Origin of the sequence: Kitasatospora sp. NPDC004723, assembly GCF_040609255.1 — a bacterium.
Lineage (GTDB): Bacteria > Actinomycetota > Actinomycetes > Streptomycetales > Streptomycetaceae > Kitasatospora.
Genome location: NZ_JBEXJT010000008.1, coordinates 142,842 through 165,894, shown reverse-complemented (window position 1 = coordinate 165,894; position 23,053 = coordinate 142,842). Strand labels below are relative to the sequence as shown.

Annotated in this window: 14 protein-coding genes; all 14 read left to right on the top strand. The window is 75.9% G+C overall.

The annotated features are described in order from the left end of the window. Positions 1-14: 14 nt before the first annotated feature. The 14 genes from ABZW10_RS12500 to ABZW10_RS12435 are packed head-to-tail and all read left to right on the top strand — an operon-like array spanning position 15 to position 23,037. The gene (locus tag ABZW10_RS12500) at positions 15-1,283 is read left to right on the top strand and encodes a DUF4255 domain-containing protein (protein WP_355363251.1); all 1,269 of its coding nucleotides are present in this window, start codon (positions 15-17) and stop codon (positions 1,281-1,283) included. Positions 1,284-1,303: 20 nt separating this feature from the next. Then, positions 1,304-3,340, top strand: coding sequence for an ATP-binding protein (locus ABZW10_RS12495; protein ID WP_355363249.1), 2,037 nt, complete (start codon positions 1,304-1,306; stop codon positions 3,338-3,340). Then, positions 3,331-3,675: a hypothetical protein gene (locus ABZW10_RS12490; RefSeq protein WP_355363247.1), complete on the top strand. Its 345-nt coding sequence runs from the start codon at positions 3,331-3,333 to the stop codon at positions 3,673-3,675. The genes ABZW10_RS12495 and ABZW10_RS12490 overlap by 10 nt, the downstream gene beginning before the upstream one ends. Next, positions 3,672-9,641 carry a DUF4157 domain-containing protein gene (locus tag ABZW10_RS12485; RefSeq protein WP_355363245.1) on the top strand — a complete coding sequence of 1,990 codons (5,970 nt, stop codon included), beginning with the start codon at positions 3,672-3,674 and terminating at the stop codon, positions 9,639-9,641. The genes ABZW10_RS12490 and ABZW10_RS12485 overlap by 4 nt, the downstream gene beginning before the upstream one ends. Before the next feature lie 12 nt (positions 9,642-9,653). Beyond that, complete coding sequence (locus tag ABZW10_RS12480) at positions 9,654-10,265, top strand: HEAT repeat domain-containing protein (RefSeq protein WP_355363243.1); 612 nt, start codon at positions 9,654-9,656, stop codon at positions 10,263-10,265. Continuing rightward, entirely contained in the window at positions 10,262-10,909 is a 648-nt protein-coding gene (locus ABZW10_RS12475; protein ID WP_355363314.1) for a hypothetical protein, read from the top strand. Before ABZW10_RS12480 ends, ABZW10_RS12475 begins: the two co-directional genes overlap by 4 nt. A 5-nt stretch (positions 10,910-10,914) precedes the next feature. Further along, positions 10,915-11,286 (top strand): LysM domain-containing protein, encoded by a 372-nt coding sequence (locus tag ABZW10_RS12470; RefSeq protein WP_355363241.1) that lies wholly within the window; start codon positions 10,915-10,917, stop codon positions 11,284-11,286. 55 nt (positions 11,287-11,341) lie between these two features. Continuing rightward, entirely contained in the window at positions 11,342-12,436 is a 1,095-nt protein-coding gene (locus ABZW10_RS12465; protein ID WP_355363312.1) for a hypothetical protein, read from the top strand. Positions 12,437-12,454: 18 nt separating this feature from the next. Further along, positions 12,455-12,964 carry a phage baseplate assembly protein V gene (locus ABZW10_RS12460; RefSeq protein ID WP_355363239.1) on the top strand — a complete coding sequence of 170 codons (510 nt, stop codon included), beginning with the start codon at positions 12,455-12,457 and terminating at the stop codon, positions 12,962-12,964. A 12-nt stretch (positions 12,965-12,976) separates the two neighbouring features. After that, on the top strand, positions 12,977-13,309 hold the full coding sequence (locus tag ABZW10_RS12455; RefSeq protein WP_355363237.1) for a hypothetical protein: 333 nt from the start codon (positions 12,977-12,979) through the stop codon (positions 13,307-13,309). Beyond that, entirely contained in the window at positions 13,306-13,713 is a 408-nt protein-coding gene (locus tag ABZW10_RS12450; RefSeq protein ID WP_355363235.1) for a GPW/gp25 family protein, read from the top strand. Before ABZW10_RS12455 ends, ABZW10_RS12450 begins: the two co-directional genes overlap by 4 nt. Beyond that, positions 13,710-16,982, top strand: a complete 3,273-nt coding sequence (locus ABZW10_RS12445) for a putative baseplate assembly protein (protein WP_355363233.1) — start codon at positions 13,710-13,712, stop codon at positions 16,980-16,982. Before ABZW10_RS12450 ends, ABZW10_RS12445 begins: the two co-directional genes overlap by 4 nt. Beyond that, positions 16,979-20,809, top strand: a complete 3,831-nt coding sequence (locus ABZW10_RS12440; RefSeq protein ID WP_355363231.1) for a putative baseplate assembly protein — start codon at positions 16,979-16,981, stop codon at positions 20,807-20,809. The genes ABZW10_RS12445 and ABZW10_RS12440 overlap by 4 nt, the downstream gene beginning before the upstream one ends. Then, a complete protein-coding gene (locus ABZW10_RS12435; protein ID WP_355363229.1) occupies positions 20,806-23,037 on the top strand; it encodes a hypothetical protein in 2,232 nt (743 codons plus the stop codon). Before ABZW10_RS12440 ends, ABZW10_RS12435 begins: the two co-directional genes overlap by 4 nt. Positions 23,038-23,053: the final 16 nt, after the last annotated feature.

The window sequence follows — 23,053 nt, the reverse complement described above, 5'->3', positions numbered from 1 at the left end:
GAGCGGGCGGGCCCATGAGCAACCACCTCGCCATCGCCACCGTGAGCGAGGCGCTGCGGCTGCTCATCATCCGCGCGCTCTCGCCCGACATCCCGTTCGCGGTCGAGGTCGGCACCCGCAAGCCGCCCAGCGAGCCGCCGACCGACCCGGCCATCACCGTCTTCCTCTACCAGGTCACGCCCAACGCCTCGCTGCGCAACCTCGACGCGCCCACCCGCACGACGGACGGCACCCTGCTGACCCGGCCGACCGCCGCCCTCGACCTGCACTACCTGATCAGCTGCTACGGCGAGGAGTCCCGGCTGGTCGGCCAGCGGCTGCTCGGCTGCGTGGTCCGGGCGCTGACCGAACAGCCAGTGCTGTCCCGTCAGTTGATCGAGGAGGCAGCCGCCCAGCCGTACCTGGCGGGAGCGGACCTGGCCGCCTCGCCGCAGCGGGTCCGCTTCACCGCCGCGTCGATGGACGTCGACGAGCTGTCCAAGCTGTGGACCGCGCTGTTCCAGACGCCGTTCGCGCTGTCCGTCGCCTACCAAGCCACCGCCGTCCTGGTGGAGGGCAGGACCGATCCGGTGGCCGGCAAGCCCGTGCTGCGCCGTACCGTGCGGGCCGTGCCGTCCCGCGGACCGGTCGTCGCACGGGTGCTCTCCCGACCGGCCGGGTCCCGGGACGTCCCCGAGGAGGGGCCGGTGACCAAGGACCGGGAGCTGGTGGTGCACGGCTCCGGCCTGCGCGCGGACCTGGTGGTGGTCCGGCTGGGCGAGCAGCGGGTGACGGTCGGCCCGGGCGCCGTCCGGGACGACCGGCTGGTGCTGGCCGTCCCGGAGGATCTGCCGCCCGGCGTCCACCAGGTGCAGGTGCTGCACGGACTGGCGCTGGACGGCCGGCCGGCCGCCGAGCACCTCGCCGTGGAGTCCAACGCGCAGACCTTCGCCCGGCAGCCGCGGATCCTGGCGCCGATCGGCACGGCGGACCGCGCCGACGGACCGGCCGGGGTCTCGGCCCGGCTGGACGTCCGACTGGACCTGCCGCTCCGGGACGACCAGCACGTCCTGCTGCTGCTGGACGAGCTGCACCCGCCCACCGGTCGGGCCGGGGCGAGCCACCAGTTCCGCGCACCCGCGCCGCCGCGGCCGCGCAGCGACCCGTTCAAGGTCCGGGTGCCGGTCACCGGCCTCCGCCCGACGGTGTACCTGGCCCGGGTGCAGGTGGACGGCGTGCCCAGCGAGTTGACGGTGGACGGGGACGGGTCCTTCACCGGCCCCGTCGTGGATCTGACGCACTGACCGGGGGACGGGGGGACACGATGAGCACGCGCCGAGGGCAGGGCCACGACGGCCCGGCGGACGAACCGCACCGGCGGTCGCTGTCGGCCGCGGTCACGGCCGTGCTGGAACGGGTCGACGCGCACGCGGCGGGCCGCACCGGCCGGCGGCCGAGCGGTGCGTCCGGGGCCGGCAGGGCGGGCAGGACGACCGGTGCGGCCGGTGCGGCCGGTGCGGCCGACGGCCACCTGGTCGGGCAGCCACCGCCCGTCACGGCCCTGGACGCGCTCACCGCCTCCTTCGGCCTCACCCCGTTCGAGCGCGACCTCCTCGTCCTGGCCGCCGCCCCCGAGATCGACCCCACCGCCGCCGCCCGGTGCGCCGCGGCGAGCGGCGACCCCGGGCGCGCGTACCCGACCTTCTCGCTCGCCCTGGCCGCCCTGGACCGACCGCACTGGAGCGCGCTCACCCCGGTCGGCCCGCTGCGCCGCTTCCGGCTGACCGAGCCGGAGGACGAGACGGCGCTCACCACCTCCCGGCTGCGGATCGACGAGCGGGTGCTGCACTTCCTGGTCGGCGTGCCCTACCTGGACGTGCGGTTGCACGGGCTGCTCACCCGGGTCGGCCCGCCCGGCGAACTGCCCGGCCCGCACGAACGGTGCGCCGCCGAACTGGCGCGGACGTGGACCGCGGCCGGACCGGACGGGCCGCACGGACCGCCGCACAGCGAACTGACCGGCGCCGACCGCCGCACCCGCTGGGAGATCGCGGCGGCAGCGGCCCACCGCGCCGGGCTCGGCCTCTACGCCGCCCACCGCGAGGACCTGCCCACCGAGCCGGCCGAACGCGAGCGGCTCGCCCGGCTGTGGCAGCGGGAGGCGATCCTGATCCCGGCCGCCCTGCTGGTGGAGGGCGCGGAGCCGGGCCGGGAGCGCCCGCACAGCCCGAACGGCGTGGAGGCCTTCCTCGCGGGCCTCACCGTTCCGCTGGTCGTGTCCGGCGACGAGCCCCGGCCCCCCGGGGCCTCCGACCGTCCCCGGCTGGCCGTGCCCCCGCTCGGCCCCGAGGACCAGCTGGCGATCTGGACCACCGCCCTGGACGGCGCACCGGGGATCACCGAGCGTGAACTCCGTTCGCTGGCCGCACAGTTCTCGCTGCCCGGCCATGTGATCCGATCCGCCGCGGCGACGGCCCGGCGGGCGGCCGGGAACGGCCGGGACATCAGCCCGCTGGCGTGGCACGCCGGGCTGGTGGAAGCCCGGATGTGCCTCGACGAGCTGGGCCGACGGGTCGAGCCGCGCGCCGGCTGGGAGGACCTGGTGCTGGAGGATCGCCAGCGCGCGACGCTGCGCGAGATCGTCGCCCACGTCCGCCGACGCGGCACCGTCTACCAGGAGTGGGGCTTCGAAGCCGTGCTGCGCCACGGCCTCGGCGTCACCGCGCTGTTCGCCGGCGGGTCGGGCACCGGAAAGACGCTGGCGGCCGAGGTGGTCGCCGGGCAGCTCGGGGTGGACCTGTTCGTCATCGACCTCTCCCAGGTCGTCAGCAAGTACATCGGCGAGACCGAGAAGAACCTTCGGCGGGTCTTCGACGCGGCCGAACGCGGCGGCGCACTGCTGCTGTTCGACGAGGCCGACGCGCTGTTCGGCAAGCGCAGCGAGGTCAGGGACAGCCATGACCGCTACGCCAACCTGGAGGTCAGCTACCTGCTGATGCGGATGGAGGCCTACCGGGGCCTGGCGGTGCTCACCACCAACATGAAGAAGGCGCTGGACCCGGCGTTCATGCGGCGGATCAGGTTCGTGGTCGACTTCCCGTTCCCCGGGGTGCCGGAGCGCGCCGAGATCTGGCGGCGGGTCATCCCCGCGCGGACCCCCAGCCAGGGCGTGGACCCGGAGCGGCTCGCCCAGCTGACCGTGACCGGCGGTTCCATCCGCAACATCGCGCTCTCCGCCGCCTTCCAGGCCGCCGACGAGGACTGTCCCCTGCAGATGCGGCACCTGCTGGCCGCCGCGCGCACCGAGTACCTGAAGCTGGAGCGCCCGTTGACGCCCTCGGAGGTCGGCGGATGGATCTGACCGAGGAGCGGCGGGAGCCCGGTACCGGGCGTGATGGCGCCGGGCGCGGGAGTGCCGGACGGATCGAGGTCGAGATCGGTGAGCTGGTCCTGGACGGCTTCGCGGGAATCGACCACGACCGGCTGACGACGGCGTTCCGGAGCGAACTGGCCCGTCTGGTCGCCGCACGCGGCGTGCCGCTCGCGGCCGGCGGTGACCGCGCGCTGGACCGGCTCGCCGGGCTGCCGCCGCTGCCCGCGGGTGTCTCCGCGCGGCGGCTCGGCGAGGCGCTCGCCCGTGCCGTGCACAGCGGGCTGTCGGGCGGCGGCCGGCCCGCGGGACGGGGGCGGCCATGACACGGCCCGCCGCGACGGCCGCCACGCCCGCCGTCGCCTCGAAGGACGCCGGGCGGGGCGCGGAGCGGAAGCGCGCACGGACGCCGAAGTCCCGGACGCCGGAGCCGAAGGAGATCGTCTCCGGCGCCGGCCAGCCGCTCGACCCGGGCCTGCGCCGGGAGCTGGAGGCGCGGCTCGGACACGACCTCAGCCGGGTCCGGGTGCACACCGACCGGGACTCCGCCGCGCTGACCGAACTGATCGGCGCGGACGCCGTCGCCGTCGGCCAGGACCTCTTCTTCGGCGAGGGCAAGTACCGGCCCGCCGCCGAGGACGGCCGGCGGCTGCTCACCCATGAGCTGCTGCACACCGTCCAGGCCCCGAACCCGCTCGGCGCGCTGCGGGCCGGCCGCGACCTGGGCGCGGTCAGTCTGCCGCAGGACCCGATCGAACGGGAGGCGGAGCGCGGCGCGCGCGACGACCGGCCGGCGGCGGCCACACCGGGTGCCACACCGGGTGCCACGCCGGGCTGGCTCCGCTACGCGACCGTCGACGCCGACCGGTTCCGCACCGAGCGGCTCGATCCGGCCACCCTGGTCGACCGGCTGGCGGCCGGCATCCTGCGCTCGCTGCGCGGCGACCCGACCGACTCCTCCGGTCGGGTCAGGCTTCAACTCGCACGCTTCGCCCCCGAGTTGCAGGCCTCCGTACTCGACCGGCTGGCCGACCGGCTGCCCTCCTCCGACTACACCCGGGTACTGGAGCTGGTCGAGGCCGCCGAGCAGCGCCCGGCCGAGGTGGACGGCGCGCAGACGCCCGCGCCGGTCACCGAGGCCACCGAGGCCACCGAGCCGACCGTCGAGCCCGGTCAGGAGCAGAACCGGCCGCCGGAGCAGCAGCAGGACGAGCAGCAGGCCCAACCCCCGGAAGGCGCGGCCGACCAGGCTCCGCCGGGCGCGCAGCCGGCGGAGCAACCCGCAGCGGCCCCGGAGGCCCCCGCAGCAGCATCCGAGGCAGCACCGGCAGCGGCAGCGCAGGCGCCCGCCACGGCGGAGGAGTCGGCCCCGCCGCAGGCCGTCCCCGTCACCAACCCGCCCGAAGCCGCGCAGCCGGACGCCGCCGCCCAGCCCTCGGCGGGTACCACGCCACGCGAGCCCGCCGCCGTGCCGCCGCCGCAGCCGGCGCCCGTCCGGCCCGAGCGCCTGGACGCGATCGTGCAGGCCCCGGACAGTCCGCTCGCCCGGCACGGGCTGCTGGCGGGCGACCGACCGCAGGACGAAATCCGGGACGAGGAACGGCCGCTGGGCATGGAGCCCGACGCGGACGCCGAGGTCCGGGCCGCCCCCGGCGAGGACCGGGACGGCCGGGCGCCGTCGGCCGCCGACGGGCCGGAGCTGCGGCCCGGGGACTTCCTGCCCTCCTCGGACCTCGACCTCTCCGCCGTCCCGACCCTCGACCGGATCCCGCCGTCGGCCGACAGCATGCCGGCCGTCGACGACGAGGCCCCGTCGTTCCCGGAGCCCCCCGCGACCAAGGCCGAGGAGGTCCAGGACGAGCGTGGGAGCCGGCCGGAGGCCGACGAGGAGCCCGCGCAGGCCGAGGCCGAGGACGCGGGTGGCCGCGACCTCCAGCCGGAACGGCCGGTCGCGCAGGAGGTCGGCCCCGATCCCGCGTCGGACGGCGGCCCGGACGGGGGCCCGGACAGGGGCCCGGCCGCCGAGCCCGCCGCCCCTGAGCAGCGGGAGCAGCCCGAGCCGGGGCAGGAACAGCAGCCGGGCCGGCAGCCGGAAGCCGAGGAGCCGCGCGGGCCCGAGCCGAGCGCCCCGCAGCGCACCGCCGCCCCCACCGCCCCCACCGCAGCCGGGCCGGTAGGCGGCGAGGGCCCGACCGGAACCGCCGACGCCCCGGACCGCGCACCCGGGCCGGCGCCCGACTCCGCGCCGCCCGACTCCGCGCCGCCCACGGCCCCCGGTCCGGCGGCCGAGCAGACCGACGCCCCGGCCGACCTCGCCGCCGGTCCCGCCCCGGAGGCCTCCCTGGAGTCCGGCGGCGGCGCCTGCGCGGGCCCGCAGCAGCCCACCACCGAGGCGGAGCCCGACGCCACCGGCGCGGGAGCCGGCGGTTGCGCGGCCGGCGCCGCCGCCCCGGCCAAGCAGGAGGAGGCACCGGCCCCGCCCGACGTCTCCGCCCAGGACCCGCAGAGCGCGCTCGCCACCGCCGCGAGCCTGCCGCCCGATCGGATGGCCACCGCGCTGGACGGCGTGGACGGCTCGGTGGACCGTACGGTCGGCGAGCAGCACGCCCGGCTGCAGGCGGACCCGCCCGCCGTGCAGCGGCCGTCGGGAGCCCCGCGGACCCAGTCCGGTACGCCCGAGGCCGCGCCGCCCGCGGAGGCGGTGACGGAGCGGCTGGAGCGGGTCGGCCCGGCGGACACGGAGCGCGCCCAGCAGGAGGCCGAACGGAAGCGCGTCGAGGGGCCGAACCCCGCCGAGCGGGTCGCCCCGCCGCATGTCACCGACGACGCGGGCGGCCAGGTCTCGCCGCAGGAGGTGCAGCAGGTTCAGGGCGCGGTCGACGGCGTGCCCTCGACCGACCCGGCGCTGAACACCACGGTCGGTCCGGCGCCCCGGGTCGAACTGTCCGGTGAGAGCGACCCGGTGCGGACCGATCTGCAGACGGCGAAGCTCAAGGACGGTTCCGCCAGGATCCTCGGTGTCGGCCGGGAGGACGCCGCCAAGCCGATGGGCGAGGACCGGATCTACCCGGACGTGCCGAAGGAGACCCTGACCGCCTCGGTGCCGGGGGGCGGCCGGCGAAGCGGGGGCGCCCGCACCGGCGGAGCGGTCGGCACCGGCCCAGGCACCGGCCCAGGCACCGGGCCGGGCATCGGCCTGGTGGCCCGGCAGGAGCGCGGCCCGCAGATCGAGGCCGCGGTCGGCCAGGGCCGGAGCCGGCTGGGCTCCGAACAGGCCCGGCAGAAGCAGGGCGAGGCCGAGGCGCGCCGGCAGAACCAGGCCGGGATCGACCAGGAGGTGGCCGACAACGCCCGGGCGCAGGCCGGCGAGCGGGGCGACGCCGCGGAGAAGGTCGCCGCCGAGCGCGAGCAGTGGCGCACCGAGCAGGACCGGAAGGTCGCCGGAGCGGACCGGGACGCCGACGCGGAGCACCGGGACCGGACCGGCCGGATCGAGGGCAGGCGCACCCAGGCCGACAAGGACGTCCGGGACCGTCAGCAGCAGGACAACCGGAAGATCCAGGACAAGCGGAAGGAGGCCGAGGAGAAGGCGCGGCAGGAGAAGGACCGCAAGAAGGAGGAGTCCGAGGGCTGGTGGGGCTGGGTCAAGTCCAAGGTCAAGGCGGCCTTCGACGCGCTGGTCCAGGCGGTGACCAGGGTCTTCGACTACTTCCGCGGTCTGATCAACGACATCATCGACGGCTTCCGCACGTTCGCCGATTGGGCGATCGACCAGGCGCGGAAGTTCGCCGTCGAGCTGATCGACAAGCTCGCCGACGCGCTGATCGCGATCTGCGACGTCCTGTTGGCGGCCTTCCCGGACCTGCGGGACCGGTTCCGCCGGAAGATCGAGGAGTGGCGCGACCGGGCCGTCGCCAAGGTCAACGCGTGGGCGGACAGGCTCAGGAACGCCGTCGACAAGCTGCTCGACGCGCTGGCGGCCGGGCTGAGCGCGCTGCTGGACACGCTGGAGGCCGGGCTGAAGGCCGCGATCGAGGCGGTCCGCAGAACGGTGCTGGACGCGATCGACTTCGTGCGGAAGGCCATCGCGGTGTTCGGCGAGTTCGCCGTCCTGATCGGCGACATCGCCGCCGACCCGGGCGGGTGGCTGCGCAAGCTGGGCACCGCCGCGGTCGACGGCATCCGGCTCCACCTGTGGGGGGCGATCAAGCGGGCGGTCAAGCAGTGGTTCGACGAGAAGGTCGAGTCGGTCGTCGGTCTGACCTCCGCCCTGGTCAACGTCCTGGCCAAGGGCTGTGTCTCGATGGCCCGGATCGGCCGGATGGCCTGGCAGGCGATCGTGGCCGCGCTGCCCGGGATGATCGTCTCGATCGTCATCGAGAAGCTGGTGTCACTGATCGTGCCGGCCGCGGGCGCGGTCATGGCGATCATCCAGGGCCTGGTCGCGGCGTGGAACACCGTCAGCAGGATCGTCGCCGCGATCGGGAGGTTCGTCGCCTTCCTCAAGGCGGTCAGGTCCGGATCGGCCGCCTGTCTGTTCGCCGACGCGGTCGCGTCGGGCGTGGTCGCGCTGCTGGACTTCATCTCCAACTTCCTGCTCGGCAAGCTCAAGGGAGCCGGCAAGGCGGTCGGCAACCGGCTCAAGGGAATCGCCCAACGGATCCTGAAGGGCCTGGCCAGGGCCGGCCGGGGCGCCCGCCGGGCGGCCGGACGCGCCGTCAACCGGGCCCGGGAGACCCTGCGCCGGGCCACCCGGTCGTTGCGCCGCAGCCCCTCCCCCACCCGCGCCGCCCAGCCGCTGCCCGAACGGGCCCGCCCCGCCCCGCGTATCGACCGACGCGCGCAGCACCCCACCCCCGCCACCGGGCGCCCGCGCCGCGAGGCCGCCCGTCCGCGGTCCGCCGCGCCCCGCCGCCCCGGCTCGGCCGTCGGCCGCGCGCTGGACGCCTCCCGCCGGACGGTCCGGGCCGCCCTCACCCGTGTCCGCGGCGCCGCCCGTGCCCTCGGCCGCAAGCTCCTCGGCAGCCGGCTGGGCCGCGCCCTGACCAACGGCGCCCACCGGATCCGCGACGGCTACCGCAAGCAGCGCGACCGGCTGCGTGACTGGCAGAGCAGGCGCCGCCGGCAGCGCGCCGAGCGCCGCGCACGCGAGAACTCGCCGCAGGCGAAGCAGCAGCGCCTGGACCTGATCGTCGCCCGCATCCGTCCGCGGATCCAGCGCCTGCTGGCCCGGGGTGTGCCGCAGCCGGTGCTCGGACCGGTCCTGGCCGGGATGCGGGCCTGGTACCGGCTGACCGGTCTCTCCGAGGTCGGCAGTCCGGCCTTCACCATCGAGGCGCTGCTCAACCCCAGGGAAGCGGCCGGGGGCGGCTTCGAGCTGACGGCGGAGGAGGTCCGCGCGATCATCCGCAAGCAGGCCCAGGGCCTCCTGGAACGGGCCGACGTGATCGCGGTCGCGACGCACATGCGGATCCTCAAGTACCGGGCCGGGGCGGCCGCCGGGGACCAGGAGCTGCGGACGCAGGGGCGGAAGGACATTCCCGGCGTCGTCCGGTACCTGCGCAACCGCGGCACGGACCTCGAACTCTCGGCCGCGCAGGGCGGTCCGCTCACCCTCCCGCCGTACAGGCTCCGCTGGGGAAAGGTGGACCGCTACCTGGTCGGCCCGGAGGGCGGACCGGTCAGCGAACAGCAGTGGGCGGGCGCCTTCAACCAGATCACCAGGGGGGTCGGCAAGTACCCCGAGATCCCGGCCGATCTGACCCGCGTCGGTCTGACCGACATGAACTTCGCCATGGCGCTGCGGGCGTACAGCACCAACAAGCAACTGCCCCCGTCGTTCACGCCGGAGCAGCAGGAGCTGGTCCGCAACGCGCACTGGCTGATGTTCGTCCGGGAGTCCGTCCGGAATCCCGCCAACCTCGGCTTCGCGGCCATGACGACCGATCTGCTGGCCCGCGGACCGGGGGCCGGCGGCTTCGACCGGGACCAGGCGTTCGCCGGGCACGAGGGCAACCGCCTGGGCAACCGGGGGCTGTTCCCGATGTCGATGGAGGGCGCCGCGGCCGCGGCGGCCGGTCTCGAACAGGAGGAGGCGGGCCAGCGGACGTACCTGAAGGGCTCGGTGGCCGAACGCGCCGAGCTGCGGCTCCGCGAGGTGGAGCTCGGCGAGGCCTGGGCGAAGGCCCGCACCGGTGGCCGGGGGATCCTGGCCGCGACGGAGGCCGAGACCGTCAAGAAGGGCGAGGCCCTCGTCCGCCAGTTCCTGCGGCAGTTCTACGGCCTGAGATAAGAGGAAGACCCCATGACCCGATCGTTCACCCGCCTGGTCCTCAGGCCCGAGTTCACCGAACACGACTTCAAGCTGGTCGTCTGGGACCTCTTCTGGGACCTCCTCGACCTCGGACGGCAGGAGGACGGCGCCGTCGTCGACAGCTGGCTCACCCCGGACGGCGGCGCCGAGGTGCACTACGTCGACGACCGGATCACCGGCATGCGGTACGTCACGATCCGGGGCGACGACGCGGCGGAGGCGGAGGCGGAACTGCGTCCGCGCTGCCGGGTGTGGACGCTCGACGAGGCCCTGACCGCGCTGCACGAGGCGTCGACCGTGGGGGCCGACGGGGCCGCGGGGGCCGAGGGGGCCAACCGCAACGACCGGCTGGTCGCCCTCTACGCCGCCGCGCTGACCGCCGAGGGCCCGGAGGACCGGTCGGTGGTCGAGGCGTTCGCCGGCGCCGCCCGGGACGCCGATCCGGGGATCCGCCAGGCGGTGGTGGTCGCGACCGGGTACCTCCCCTGGCCCGGCCTGGTGGCGCTGGTGGAGGAGCTGAGCCGGACGGACCCGGTGGACCACGTCCGGCACAACGCGGGGGTCCTGCTGGAGGGACTGGCCCGAACGGAAGGCGACTCCTGATGCCCTACACGGACGCCCCCAGGCCCGTGCGGTCGGGGCTGGTCATCGTCGATCCGCAGCGCGGCACGCCGCAGCGGATCATCGTGCTGCAGTTCAACCCGGACAGTCTGGAGCGCTCGCTGGCCCCGCAGGTGGCGGGGGCCGACGGCAGCGGGGACCGGACGGAGGCCCTGCGGCTCAAGGGGCCGGCCGTGGAGACCTGGAAGCTCACCGCGGAGCTGGACGCGACCGACCAGCTGGACCTGCCGGCCCCGAACGGCATCCATCCGCAGCTGGCCACGCTGGAGCTGCTGGTGCAGCCGCCCAGTGCGCGGCTGCGGAGCAATCAGGCGCTCGCGGCGGTCGGCACCCTGGAGATCACGCCGATCGAGGCCCCGCTCACCCTGTTCACCTGGGGCGGCAAGCGGATCCTGCCGGTGCGGCTGACCGAACTCACCATCACCGAGGAGGCGTTCGACATCGATCTGAACCCGATCAGGGCCACCGTCGCCATCGGCCTGCGCGTCCTGACCGTCAGCGACCTGCCGACCGGCCACCGCGGGGCCGAGCTCTACCTCGCGCACCTCGCGCAGCAGGAGCGGCTGGTCGCCGGCGCGGCCGACGGCCGGCTGAGCGCGCTCGGCCTGGGCGGTGGACTGCGATGACCCCGATGCCTCCGAGGACCCCGTCGACCCCCGACGACCCGTTCGCCGCGCTGCCCGCGTCCTCGTCCTACCCGCTGACCAGCCGCTACCACGGCGTCCCGGTGGCGCTGTACACGGCACCGGACGGACGGCAGGTGCCGTACCTGACCCGGCGACTGCTGCCGCCCACGGACGGCCTGACCCCGCTCGCCGAGCACACCGTCGGCGCCGGCGACCGCCTCGATCTGCTCGCCCAGCGCTACCTCGGCAGCGCCGACCAGTGGTGGCGGATCGCCGACGCCAACCCGGTGATCGATCCCCGGGAGCTGACCGCGACGCCGGGCCGGCGGATCACCGTCGCGCTGCCCGGCGCCGTACCGGGGGTGGGCCGTGCCTGACGCCGCCGCCGTCACGGGGAACGGGCCGGTCGGGTCGATCCGGCTCGGCCTGCTGATGGGCCCGCAGCTCCCGGTGCCGGTGCCCCAGCCGGTGACCGACGCCCTGCTGTCGGCGCAGGTCACGGTGGCGTCCGGGCAGCGCAGCGGGTTCCAGCTCGCCTTCGACCTGTCGAAGAACGGTCTGATCGACACCGCGCTGCTGCCGGGCGGCTTCTTCGACCCGAAGATCAGGGTGGTGCTGATGGTGACCGTCACCGGCACCCCGACCGTGCTGATGGACGGTGTGATCATCCGGCAGGAGGTCGGCATCAGCAACCAGCCCGGCCAGTCCACCCTCACCGTCACCGGCGAGGACCTCACGGTGCTGATGGACCTGGAGGAGCAGGCCGCGGTGCCCTTCCCGGCGATGTCCCCGGCGGCCCGGGTCGCCGCGATCATCGGCAAGTACGGGCAGTACGGCATCGCCCCGCTGGTGATCCCCGAGCTGGTGCCGCAGACGCCGATGCCCACCCGGCGGATCGACTTCCAGAAGGGCACCGACCTCGGCTACGTCAACGAGCTGGCGAAGGCCAACGGGTACGTCTTCTACCTCGACCCGGGCCCGGTCCCCGGGATGAGCCGCGCCTACTGGGGGCCGGAGAACCGGCTCGGCGTCCCGCAGCACGCGCTGAACGTGAACCTGGACGTGCTGTCCAACGTCGACCAGCTCACCTTCGCCTTCGACGGCACCGCCCGCGAGGAGCCGGAGGCCCGCATCCAGCTCCCGGCGACCAAGGTGTCCGCCGTCCTGCCGGTGCCGGAGGTGAGCGTGCTGCGCCCGCCGCTCGCGCTCAGGCCCGCGCCGGCGCTGAAGAAGAAGGTCGTCGCCGACACCGCCAAGAAGGACACCGGCCAGGCCGTCGCCGAGATCATCGCCCAGGCGATGCAGTCGGCGGACGCCGTCTCGGGCTCCGGGCAACTGGACGTCGTCCGGTACGGGCACGTGCTGCGCCCGCGCGAGCTGGTCGGCGTCCGCGGCGCCGGGCTCACCTACGACGGCCTGTACTTCGTCAAGAGCGTCACCCACAACCTCAGACCCGGCTCGTACACCCAGAACTTCACGCTGACCCGTGAGGGCCTGATCGCCCTCGGACCCACCGTCGTCCCGTGACCACCAGGAGGTGCCGGCATGGCCGAACCGACCCGCTACCTCGGCAAGTTCCGGGGGACGGTGGTGAACAACACCGACCCGCTCGGGATCGGCCGCATCCAGGCCCAGGTGCCCGACGTCCTGGGCGAGGTCACCTCGGGCTGGGCGATGCCGTGCTTCCCGGTGGCCGGTCCCGGCATGGGCCACTACGCGGTCCCGCCGGTCGGGGCGGGCGTGTGGCTGGAGTTCGAGCAGGGCGACCAGAGCTACCCGGTCTGGACGGGCTGCTGGTACGGCTCCGCCTCGGAGGTCCCGGTGGAGGCGCTGACCGGACCGCCGGGCGCGCCGAACACGGTGCTGGAGACCTCCGGGCACCGGGTGATCGTGCTGTCCGACGATCCGACCACCGGGATCACCCTGCGCACGCCGAGCGGGGCCTCGATCGTGCTCGACGACTCGGGCATCCGGATCAGCAACGGCCAGGGCGCCTCGATCTCGCTCGTCGGCGCCACCGTATCCATCAACCAGGACGCCCTGAGCGTGACCTGACGGGAGAGTCTCGTGTCCGGACACCTGCTGCACGTCAATGCGACGGTCACCTGCCCGCACGGCGCCCAGGCGACCGCCCGCCCCGTCCAGGCCCGGGTGCTGGTCGCCGGGCAGGCCGTCACCGCCACCGCCGACCCGTACACCGTGACCGGCTGCCCCTTCACCGTGGCCGGCAAGCCGCAGCCCTGCGTCACGGTGCACTGGGTGGTGCCCTCCGCCCGGATCCGGGTGAACGGCTCCCCCGCGCTGCCGCGGTCCGCCGTCGGGCTGTGCCGGAGCGCCGAGCAGATCCCGCAGGGGCCGCCGGTCGTGACCGTCGTCCAGCAGCGGGCGGTGGGCACATGAGCGGCACGGGGTACCCGGGGAGCGGCGCCGGTCCGGCCCGGACGGACCTCGCGTTCCCGTTCCGGACCGACCGCCGGGGGCGCACCGCCGAGGCGGCGTACGACGACCATGTGCGCGACCTGATCGAGCAGTTGCTGTTCACCAGCCCCGGCGAGCGGGTGATGCACCCGGACCTCGGCTGCGGGCTGCTCGACCTGGTGTTCGCGCCGAACAGCCCGGAGCTGGCGGCCACCCTGCGGCTGTCCGTGCAGGCGGCGCTGCAGCGCTGGCTCGGCGATGTGATCGAGGTGGCCTCGCTCGACGTGACGAGCGAGGACAACGTGGTGCGGGTCGAGCTGGCGTACGTCGTCAGCCGGACCGGCTCGCAGCGGCAGGACGTGTTCGAGGGCGGGGTGGCGGCATGACCGGGCGATCCGGGGACCCGACGGTCCGGTGCGGGACGGAACAACGGCGCGCCGACGTGCGGGCGGCGCGGCTGCTGGGCCTGGACGGCGCCGAACCGGGCGACGACGGGCGCACGCTGAGCGTGACCTTCCTCGGCCGGGCCCCCGACGAGCTGGGCCCGCAGAACGTCCGCGTCGACGGCGGCCGGCGGATCACCGGCCTGCGCGCCCTCGCGGTCGACATCGAGCGCGCGGACGACCCGGAACTCGACGACCGGATGCACGTCACCCTCGACCGCCGTGGCGACACCTCCCGCTACCGGCTGACCGTGGTGGAGCCGGACGCCCACGGCCGGCCGGGCACCCGCCCGTACCCGGGCTTCGATCCGCGCTACGCGAGCACCGGGTTCTCCTTCGGCGCCGACTGCCCCTCCCCCTTCGACTGCCGCACCGGGGAGGACTGTCCGCCCGCCGTCCGGCCGGCCCCGGTCATCGACTACACCGCCCGCGACTACGAGAGCCTGCGACGGCTGGTGCTGGACCGGATGAGCCTCACCGTGCCCGGCTGGTCCGAGCGGCACCTGCCCGACCTCGGCATCACCCTGGTCGAGCTGCTCGCCCACACCGCCGACCAGCTCTCCTACCAGCAGGACGCGGTGGCCACAGAGGCGTACCTCGACACCGCCCGCCGCCGGGTGTCGGTGCGCCGGCACGCCCGGCTGGTCGACTACGCCGTGCACGAGGGCTGCAACGCCCGGGCGCTGGTCGCGCTGACGGCCGACCGACCGCTCACCCTGCGGCACGGCACCTTCCGCTTCGCCGCCGTCGACGCCGGCCGGCTCGGCCCGCAGGACCGCCCCGAGCTGTCCACGGTGATCCCGGACGAGCAACTGGACGCGCTCGCCGGGTCCGCCACCGTCGAGGTGTTCGAGCCGCTCGACGGGGCGGACGTGGTGCTGCACCCGGCGCACAACACCATCCGGTTCTGGACCTGGGGCGACCAGGACTGCGTGCTGCCCCGGGGCGCGACCTCCGCGACCCTGCGCGACGGCCGGACCGCGACCGGACCGCAGGCGACCGGCGTGCCGGAAACCCGTGTACAGGACACCGGCCCGCACGAAACCGGCCCGCACGAAACCGGCCGGCCGCAGGGCCATGCCCGGCAGCTGGCGCTGCACCCCGGCGACCTGCTGATCATCGAGGAGGTGCTCGGCCCGCGCACCGGCGCCGCCGCCGACGCCGACCCCGCGCACCGCCAGGCCGTGCGGCTCACCTCCGTCACCCCGCTGGTCGACGAGCTGTACGGACAGCCCGTGGTCGAGGTCACCTGGGCACCCGAGGACGCGCTCGCCTTCCCGGTCTGCCTGTCGTCGCACGGCGGGAGCGACTGCGCCCCGATCGCCGATGTGAGCGTCGCCCGCGGCAACGTCGTCCCGGTCGACCACGGCCGCTCCCTCACCTTCTGCGACGGAGCCCCGGAGACCTTCGCGGTACCGCCGGAGCCGGTCCGGGTGGCGCCCTGCGGACCGGACGGGTCCGGCTGCGCGGACCGCACCGGGGGCAGCCCCGCGGCGGAGGCCGTCCACGAGCTGCTCACGCGGACCCGGAGTGGCCGCCGGCTCGACCCGGAGCAGGTCCACGCGCTGTCCGCGCTGGTCGGCGAGGCGGCGGTGCGGCGGGCCGGGCTGAGCGTGCGCCTCGCGCCCGGCGCGGGCGCCGAGGGCGAGGACGGCGGCGGCGCCGTGGTCGAGCCGCCCACCGCCGACGCCCAGGCGGCGGCGCTGGAGACGCTGCTCGACCAGACCCGCTACCCCGTCCTGCCGCCGCCCTTCCGCCCCGTGCTGCGCTACGCGCCGGTCACCCGGGCGGCCGGCTACCCGGACCGGGCGCACGTCTGCGCCGGGCAGGCCGCGCTGCTCGCCGGCATTCCCGAACGGGTCCGCGCACGGCTGGAGGAGCTGTGGCACCGGGCGCACCGCGGCCACGCCCCGTCCCGCGCCGAACTCGCCGAACTGACCGTCCTGTTCGGCGCCCGGGTGGTCGCCGGGCTGCACCTCGCCGACCGGCCCGCCGCCGCCCTGCGCGAGTTGCTGGCCCGCCGTACCCGGCTGCTCGCGGCCAAGCAACGCCGTCTCGACCTGCTCACCGCGCGGGCCCGCGCCGGCGGGGTGCTGCGGCGCTCCGGCGTCTGGGAGGTGACCCGGAGCTGGGGCGCCCGGTACGCCGCCGGGCTCGACCCCGACTCCCCCGCGCTGGCCGGCCCGGCGAGCGGGCTCGCCGTCCAGGACCCGCGTTCCGCCCTGCCCGCGGTCCGGGCCACCGCCGACGGCCAGGAGTGGACACCCCGCCCGGACCTGCTCGCCGACGGCCGGCGCGACCGGCACTTCGTGGGCGAGCCGGAGGAGGACGGCCGCCTCGCGCTGCGCTTCGGCGACGGCCGGCACGGCCTGCCGCCGCGGCCCGGCGCGCAGGTGCGGGTCGGCTACCGGATCGGCAACGGCACGGCCGGGAACGTCGGCGCGGAGGCCGTCAACCATCTGGTGGTCTGCCACCGACCGCAGGACGGCGGCCCCGCCACCCGGCCGCAGGACGCGGTGCGCCTGGTCCGCAACCCGCTGCCCGCGACCGGCGGCGTCGACCCCGAACCGCTCGACCAGGTGCGCCAGTCGGCCCCGCTCGCGCTGAGCCGCACCCGGCTGCGCGCCGTCACGGCCGCCGACTACGCGGAGCTGGCCGCCGCCCGGCCGGGGGTGCGGCGGGCCGCCGCCGAGCTCCGCTGGACCGGCAGCGTCCAGGAGGTCCACGTCGCCGTCGAGCCGTACGGGCAGGCGACGGCGGACCCCGCCCTGCTGGAGGCGGTCGGACAGGGCCTGGAGGTGTACCGGCGGATCGGCCACGACCTGGTCGTCCGCCCCGCCCTGCTGGTGCCGCTCGACCTCGAACTGCGGATCTGCGCCGCCCCCGGGCACCAACGCGGCCATCTGCTGGCCGAGTTGCGGCGGGTGCTGGGCAGCCGCGCGCTGCCGGACGGCCGGCTCGGCTTCTTCCACCCCGACGCGCTGGACTTCGGCGAGCCGGTGCGGGTCTCCCGGCTGGTGGCCGCGGCGGCCGCCGTGCCCGGCGTGGTCAGCGCCCAGGTCACGCGGCTGCGGCGGCAGTTCGGGCGGGACGACGGCGAGCCGGCCGACGGGCTGCTGCGGATCGGCGCGCTGGAGATCGCCTGCTGCGACAACGACCCCGACCGGCCGGAGAACGGCCGGCTCTCGCTCGTGATCGGAGGTGGCCGGTGAACGGCCAGTGCACCTGCGGCTGCGCGGGCACCGCGACCGCGACCCCGGCCCCGCTGTTCAACCCGCCCGGACTGGACGCCATCGGCTACCGGGTCGGCCGCTACGGGCAGTTCCTCGACAGCCTGCTCGCCCGGCTGTCCGGCCCCGCCTACCCCGCGCTGCGCGACCTGACGGTCCGCACCCCGGACGACCCGGCGATCGCGCTGCTGGACTCCTGGGCCGTGCTCGCCGACCTGCTCACCTTCCACTCGGAGCGGATCGCCAACGAGGGCTATCTGCGCACCGCCACCGACGAGGGCTCGCTCACCCTGCTCGGCCGGCTGGTCGGTCACCGGCCCCGGCCCGGCGTGGCCGCCGGCACCCACCTCGCCTACACGCTCGACCAGGACCCGCGGGCCGCCGAGGACCCGGTCGTGATCGTGCCGCGCGGCGCCCGCAGCCAGAGCGTCCCCGGCCCCGGCGAGGACCCGCAGTCCTTCGAGACCACCGAGGACCTCCCCGCCCGCGCGGCCTGGAACGAGCTGGCCGTCCTGCGCCGCCGCCCCTACCAGCTGACGCCCGGCCGGCTGAACCCCGGCGGTCGGGCCGAGCTGTTCGCCGCCGGCACCGCCAACAACATCAGGCCCGGCGACCGGCTGCTGTTCGTCTTCAGCGCCGACAAGGCCGCCGACCCGGTCCACCGGGTGCTGCGGCTGGTGCCCGAGGTGCGGCTCGACCGCGAGAACGACGTCACGGTGATCGGACTCCCCCGGGACCTGCGCACCCTCAAGGACCTGCGCGCCGAGCTGGCGGACTGGATCACCGAGTCCGAGACCGCCCCGAACCCCCGGCCCGGCCCAAGCCGGATCGTCCGGGACTTCGACGCGCAGGTGCTGGCCCCGCTGCGCGCCGACCTCGACCGGCCCTCCGGCCCGCTGAGCACCCCGGCCGGCTACGCCGACCGGCTCGCCCCGGTGCTCGTCCGGACCGCCGAGGCCGCCGAACTGGCCCGCCCCCGCCAGCCGGTGGCCGACTGGTTCGGCCGCCTCGGTGACGAACTGTCCGCCCTGCGCGACCGCGCCCACCAGCTGGAGCCGCCGCAGGTCCCCGAGGGGACCGGACCGCAGCCGGGCGGCCCCCCGGCCGGCGACCCGGCGGTCCGCGGACTCGGCCCGCTGCTGGCCGCGCTGCGCACCACCGCCGCCCGGCCCCCGCTCAGCGCCCGGGACCTCGCCCGCGACCCGAAGCGCCTGTTCGCCCCGGGCTCGGACCTCAGCGCGCAGCTGCTCGCCGCCCTCGACCCCCGGCTGCGCGACGGCCTCTACCCCGCCTGGCGCCGGGTCGACCTGACGGTGCCGCCCGCCGTGCACGAGATCCAGGCGATGCGGGTGGTGGCCACCCCGTTCGGCGCCACCGCGCCGCTCAAGCCGGTCTACGGCGCCGACGGCCGGATCGACCGCTACGTGGACTGGCCGCTCTCCGGCAGCACCCTGATCGGCGTCCGGGTCACCTTCGACGCCGCCGGCGCCGTCCCCAGGACCGCCGACTTCACCTATGTCGAGGCCGGCAGCCTGCTGCACAGCGGCTTCTCGCTGCCGTGGGACCACACCTTCCCGTTCGGGCCTGGCCAGGTCGAGGTGGTCACCACCGAGCCGCCGACGCCCCCACCGAACCCGCCGAACCCACCGAACGCGCCCAACCCGCCCAACCCGCCGAACGGGCCCAAAGCGCCGGGCCCGCACGCTTCCGCCGTGCCCTCCTCCGACCCGGAACCCGGCGTCAGCGCCCGGTTCCTGCCCGGGCTGCCCGAACGCAGGGTCTCGGTGTCCCGCCCGCAGGCCGACGACCGCGTCCATGTGACGATCGACGGCGGCCCCGGCCCCGCGCTCGACTACCGGCTCGACCCGGGCCAGGAGAAGACCGGCGAGTCCGGCGAGCTGAACGTCCGGGTGCACCGCTACCCCGCCACCGAGCAGTCACCGCCCGCCGTCGAGGTGGTGTTCACCACCAAGCTGCAACCGGTCTCCGGCACGGTCCTCACCCTCGACGCCGTGTACGACCAGATCGCGCCCGGCAGTTGGGTGGTCATCCAGCGCCCGCGCAAGGGGCTCGACGGCGGCATCCCGGGCAGCCGCGACCTCGCCGAGGTCATCACCCGGGTGACCGACGTGCGGGTGATCTCCCGCGCCGACTTCGGCATCACCGGCAAGGTGACCGAACTGTCGCTCCAGCAGCAGTGGCTGGACGACCAGGACACCCAGCTCTCGCACATCCGCGACGCCACCGTCTACGCCCGCGGCGAGTCCCTGCGGCTCGCCGACGAGCCCGTCACCGAGGACGTGCACGGCGACCGGATCGAACTCGCCCGGCTCCACGACGGGCTGACGCCCGGCCGGTGGATCGTGGTCGACGGCGAGCGGACCGACATCCCGCACACCAGCGGGGTCCGGGCGAGCGAACTCGCCATGATCGCCGGCGTCGAGCAGGGCGTCGACCCGCGACTGCCCGGGGACACCGTCCGCACCACGATCACGCTCAGCGCCGACCTCGCCCACCGCTACCGGCGCGACACCGTCCGGATCCTCGGCAACGTGGTCCGCGCCACCCAGGGCGCCACCCGCGACGAGGCCATCGGCAGCGGCGACGCCGGCGTCCCCGGCCAGCGCTTCGCCCTCTGGCAGTCCCCGCTCACCTGGCTGGCCGCCGACACCCCCGGCGGCGCCCGCAGCACCCTGGAGGTCCGGGTCGACGGGGTGCGCTGGCACGAGGTCGACAGCCTCGCCGGGCGCGGCCCGGACGAACGGGTCTACGTCACCACGACCGCGTCCGACGGCCGCACCACCGCCACCTTCGGCGACGGCGTGCACGGTTCGCGCCTGCCCACCGGCCGGGAGAACGTCCGCGCCCGCTACCGAATCGGCATCGGCGCGCCGGGCAACGTCGGCGCCGGCCGGATCACCCAGCTCACCACCCGTCCGCTCGGCGTCTCCGCCGTCGTCAACCCGCTGCCCGCCACCGGCGGCGCCGACCCCGACGGCCCGGGCCTCGCCCGGCGCACCGTCCCGCTCGCCGTCACCGCCCTGGACCGGCTGGTCTCGGTCCCGGACTACGAGGACTTCACCCGCTCCCGGGCCGGCATCGGGCGCGCCGCCGCCACCCGGCTCTCGGACGGCCGGCGCGAACTCGTGCACGTCACGGTGGCCGGGGTGGACGACATCCCGCTCACCGACGGCTCCGACCCGGTCCGTACCCTGCGCTCCGCGCTCACCGCCTGCGGCGACCCGAGGCTGCCGGTCGAGGTCGCGCCGCGCGAACTCGTCCTGCTGGTCGTCGCCCTGAGCGTCGAGCTCGACCCGGACCACTCCTGGGACGTGGTCGAACCGGCACTGCGCCGCGCCCTGCTCGACCGCCTCGGCTACGCCGGCCGCCAACTCGGCCAGAGCGCCCACCTGTCCGAGGTGCTCGCCACCGCCCAGGCCGTCCCCGGCGTGGACCGCGCGGACGTCGACGCCTTCACCGGTGTACCCGGCAGCCTCACCCCGGAGGGCCTGGAGCGGCTGCCCGAGCAGCTCGCCCGGCCGTGGCCGACCGTCCCGGCCCGGCTCGCCCGCTTCGAGGAGCAGCGGTACCGGGTGCGCGACCCCGCCGGGGAGAGCCTCACCGACATCGCCGCCCGCCACGGCATCCCGCTCGCGGAGCTGCTGCGGCTCAACCCCGGCATCACCGACACCCGGCCGCTGCCGGCCGGCCGGGTGCTGACGGTCTTCCGCGGCATCCGCCCGGCCCAACTCGCCCTGCTGTCGGCGGATCTGCCCGACACGTTGATCCTCAAGGAGGTCCGCACATGACCGGCCCGAGCGAGCGGGACCCGGACGGCCTGCTGGAGCTGCTGCCGCAGTGGCACCGGCTGCGGGACGCCGAGGCGGGTGAGCCGCTGCGCGCCCTGCTGGCCGTCGTCGCCGAGCAGGTGGACCTCGTGCGCGAGGGCATCGACCAGGGCTACCGGGACTGGTTCGTGGAGACCGCCGCCGACTGGGCCGTCGCCTACCTCGGCGACCTGGTCGGCTACCGGATCCTGCCCGGCTACGAGGAGGTGCTCGCCACCGGTCTGCACGGCGAGGCCTCCCCCGAGCGGGCGGCGGCCCGCGACCGGCTCGCCGCCCGGCTGGCGCCGCGCCAGGACGTCGCGAACACCGTCGCCAACCGGCGGCGCAAGGGCACGCTCGCCCTGCTGGAGGAGCTGTCCGCCTCGGTCGCCGACTGGCCGGCCCGGGCCGTGGAGCTCTCCCGGCTGCTCGGCGGCACCCAGCCGGTGCGGCTGCTGCGCCCCGACGAGGAGAGCGCCGACCGGCTGCGGCTGGGCCGGGGCCGGCTGGTCGACGTCCGGGACGGCGCGGCGCTGGACCTGCTCGACGGGCCGTTCGACGGCCAGGCGCACACCGCCGACGTCCGCCGGGCCGCCTCCGCCCGCCGCCGGGGCGGCCGCACGCCGGCCGGGGTCGCCCTGTACGTCTGGCGGTTGAGGCCGTACTCCGTCACCCGGGCGCCCGCCTACTGCGTCGACCGGGCCAGGAACCTCTTCACCTTCTCGGTCCTCGGCAACGACGCCCCGCTGTTCACCCGGCCCGAGCCGGAGCCGTCGGCCTCCCACCTCGCGGCGATCGACAACGTGCCGGCACCGATCCGGCGCCGGCAGCTGGCCGAGCGCCTGGCCGACTACTACGGGCCCGGCAAGAGCTTCGCGATCTGGCGCGACGGCGCCCAGGAGCCGATCCCGCCCGCCGAGATCACGGTGGCCGACCTGACCGGCTGGACCTACCGGCCCGCCCGCGGCCAGGTCGCCGTCGACCCGGTGCTCGGCCGGATCGCCTTCGGCGCCCGCTGCGCCCCGCGCCGCGGCGTCCTGGTCGACCACCACTACGCGTTCGCCGACGACACCGGCGGCGGCGAGTACCCGCGCGACCGCCCGGAGGCCCGGCACCGGCCGGTCTACCGGGTCGGGCCCGGCCAGTCGTACGAGCGGATCAACGAGGCGTACGAGCGGTGGCGGGCCGATCAGCAGGCCGGTACCGCGGGCGGCGCCGCCGTCATCGAGATCACCCACAGCGGCGCCTACCAGGAGCAGCTGGACTTCGACCTGGCGGCCGACGACCGCCTCGAACTGCGCGCCGCCGAGGGCACCCGCCCGGTGATCCGGCTGCTCGACTGGTACAGCAACCGGCCGGACGCGCTCAACGTCCGCGGCGCGTGCCCGGGCGGGCGGCTGGTCCTGGACGGCCTGCTGATCACCGGTCGCGGCGTCAACGTCACCGGACCGCTGGCCTCCGTCACCCTGCGGCACTGCACCCTGGTGCCGGGCTGGTCGCTGGAGCCGCACTGCGCACCGCACGCGCCCCACGAGCCCAGCCTGGTGCTGGACCGCACGACGGCCTGCGTCCGGATCGAGCGGTGCGTCCTGGGCGCGATCCAGGTCGTCGGCGACGAGGTGGACACCGACCCGCTGCAGATCCACCTCGCGGACAGCATCCTGGACGCCACCGGGCCCGACCGGCCGGCGCTCTCCGGACCCGACTGCGAGCACGCCCACGCGCTGCTGCACGCGCACCGCTCCACCGTGCTCGGCGAGGTGCACACCCACGCGGTGCCGATCGCCGAGGACTGCGTCTTCACCGGGCGGCTGCGGGTAGCCCGCCGCTCACCCGGCTGCCTGCGGTTCTGCTACCTCCCACCGGGCTCGCGTTCCCCGCGCCGGTACGCGTGCCAGCCGGACCTGGTGCGCGCGGCGGTGACCGAGCTGGCCGAGCGCGGCGAGCTGTCCCCGGCGCAGGCCGCCCGGCTGCGCGAGGTGGAGGCCGAGCGGGTCCGCCCGCTGTTCGCCTCCCTGCGCTACGGCACGCCCGACTACGGCCGGCCGGCCGCCGGATGCGCGCCGGAGATCACCCGGGGCGCCGAGGACCGCTCCGAACTGGGCGCCTTCCACGACCTGTTCCAGCCCCAGCGCGAGGACAACCTGCGGGCGCGGCTGGCCGAGTACACGCCGGCCGCCACCGACGCCGGGATCTTCTTCGCCTCCTGACCCGCTCCCGACCCCC

Bases quoted from the DNA above. Each gene is read 5' to 3' on its own strand.
- ABZW10_RS12500 (WP_355363251.1), top strand. From the start codon at position 15: ATGAGCAACCACCTCGCCATCGCCACCGTGAGCGAGGCGCTGCGGCTG.
- ABZW10_RS12495 (WP_355363249.1), top strand. From the start codon at position 1,304: ATGAGCACGCGCCGAGGGCAGGGCCACGACGGCCCGGCGGACGAACCG.
- ABZW10_RS12490 (WP_355363247.1), top strand. From the start codon at position 3,331: ATGGATCTGACCGAGGAGCGGCGGGAGCCCGGTACCGGGCGTGATGGC.
- ABZW10_RS12485 (WP_355363245.1), top strand. From the start codon at position 3,672: ATGACACGGCCCGCCGCGACGGCCGCCACGCCCGCCGTCGCCTCGAAG.
- ABZW10_RS12480 (WP_355363243.1), top strand. From the start codon at position 9,654: ATGACCCGATCGTTCACCCGCCTGGTCCTCAGGCCCGAGTTCACCGAA.
- ABZW10_RS12470 (WP_355363241.1), top strand. From the start codon at position 10,915: ATGCCTCCGAGGACCCCGTCGACCCCCGACGACCCGTTCGCCGCGCTG.
- ABZW10_RS12465 (WP_355363312.1), top strand. From the start codon at position 11,342: ATGGGCCCGCAGCTCCCGGTGCCGGTGCCCCAGCCGGTGACCGACGCC.
- ABZW10_RS12460 (WP_355363239.1), top strand. From the start codon at position 12,455: ATGGCCGAACCGACCCGCTACCTCGGCAAGTTCCGGGGGACGGTGGTG.
- ABZW10_RS12450 (WP_355363235.1), top strand. From the start codon at position 13,306: ATGAGCGGCACGGGGTACCCGGGGAGCGGCGCCGGTCCGGCCCGGACG.
- ABZW10_RS12445 (WP_355363233.1), top strand. From the start codon at position 13,710: ATGACCGGGCGATCCGGGGACCCGACGGTCCGGTGCGGGACGGAACAA.
- ABZW10_RS12435 (WP_355363229.1), top strand. From the start codon at position 20,806: ATGACCGGCCCGAGCGAGCGGGACCCGGACGGCCTGCTGGAGCTGCTG.